This window comes from Aminobacter ciceronei, assembly GCF_014138625.1.
Classification (GTDB): Bacteria; Pseudomonadota; Alphaproteobacteria; order Rhizobiales; family Rhizobiaceae; genus Aminobacter; species Aminobacter ciceronei.
Genome location: NZ_JACJHY010000093.1, coordinates 1 through 1,274, shown reverse-complemented (window position 1 = coordinate 1,274; position 1,274 = coordinate 1). Strand labels below are relative to the sequence as shown.

Genomic DNA, 1,274 nt, shown 5'->3' with positions numbered 1-1,274 from the left:
TGACCTGCCGCTGAGTTTTTCCTCCATCTGAGATTAGAGTCCGGTCCTTGATCGAAGGACGGACTGATGAAGAGAAAGCGGTTCACGGAAGAGCAGATCATCGCGGTTCTGCGCGAGCACGAGACAGGAGCGAAGGCGGGCGATCTGGCTCGCAAGCACGGGATCTCGGAGGCGACGCTGTATAACTGGAAGGCGAAGTATGGCGGCATGGAGGTGTCCGACGCCAAGCGGCTGAAGGCACTGGAAGACGAGAACGCCAAGCTGAAGAAGCTGCTCGCCGAGCAGATGTTGGAAGCCTCGGCACTGCGCGAGCTTCTGTCAAAAAAATGGTAGGGCCCGCCGCCAAGCGTGAAGCCGTCGCGCATCTGCAGTCCGTCATGGGTCTGTCGGAGCGTCGGGCCTGTTTCTTCGTCGGCGCCGATCGCAAGATGATCCGCTACCTGTTCCGGCGTCCGCCAGAGACGGAGTTGCGCGGCCGGCTGCGCGATCTGGCCAACGAGCGCCGGCGCTTCGGCTACCGGCGCCTGTTCATACTGCTCCGGCGCGAGGGCGAGGCGTCGGGGATCAACCGCATCTATCGCCTCTACCGCGAGGAAGGTCTGACGGTGCGTAAGCGCCGGGCACGCCGCCGCGCCGTGGGCACGCGGGCACCGATCCTGGTCGAAGCAAAGCCGAACGCACGCTGGTCGCTGGATTTTGTGCATGATCAGTTCGCCTGCGGCCGGCGCTTCCGCGTGCTCAACGTCGTCGACGATGTGACGCGCGAATGCCTGGCCGCAATCCCGGACACCTCGATCTCCGGCCGTCGGGTTGCCCGTGAACTGACGGAACTGATCACCCAGCGCGGCACGCCGGGCATGATCGTCTCCGACCACGGCACCGAGTTCACCTCGAACGCCATCCTCGCCTGGTCGAAGGATCACGAGATCAAATGGCACTACATCGCGCCCGGCAAGCCGATGCAGAACGGTTATGTCGAATCCTTCAACGGCCGGATGCGCGACGAGCTGTTGAACGAGAGCCTGTTCTTCGGCCTCGACCACGCCCGAAGCGCCATCGCCGAATGGCGTCAGGACTTCAACACCGCGAGGCCGCATTCCTCGCTCGGCTACCAGACCCCCGCAGCCTATGCCGAGGTCATCACCGCAACCGGCTCCGACGCTGTGCTGATGGAAGGCTCCGCGCCTCCGCCGGTTGCTTTCACCGCGCCTCAGGGCGTAACAAAAACGGCCGAGGCTCTAATCGCCAATGGATGACAGTTCAGTGGCAGGTCA

At 63.5% G+C, this 1,274-nt stretch carries 1 protein-coding gene and 1 pseudogene; both read left to right on the top strand.

Annotation, left to right across the window (positions count from 1 at the left end):
- Positions 1 to 66: 66 nt before the first annotated feature.
- Positions 67 to 219 (top strand): annotated as a pseudogene (locus HNQ95_RS33920) (transposase); the annotation flags it as partial.
- Positions 186 to 1,256, top strand: a complete 1,071-nt coding sequence (locus HNQ95_RS33325; protein WP_246341097.1) for an IS3 family transposase — start codon at positions 186 to 188, stop codon at positions 1,254 to 1,256. The pseudogene HNQ95_RS33920 and the gene HNQ95_RS33325, both read left to right, overlap by 34 nt.
- The last annotated feature ends 18 nt before the right edge of the window (positions 1,257 to 1,274 follow it).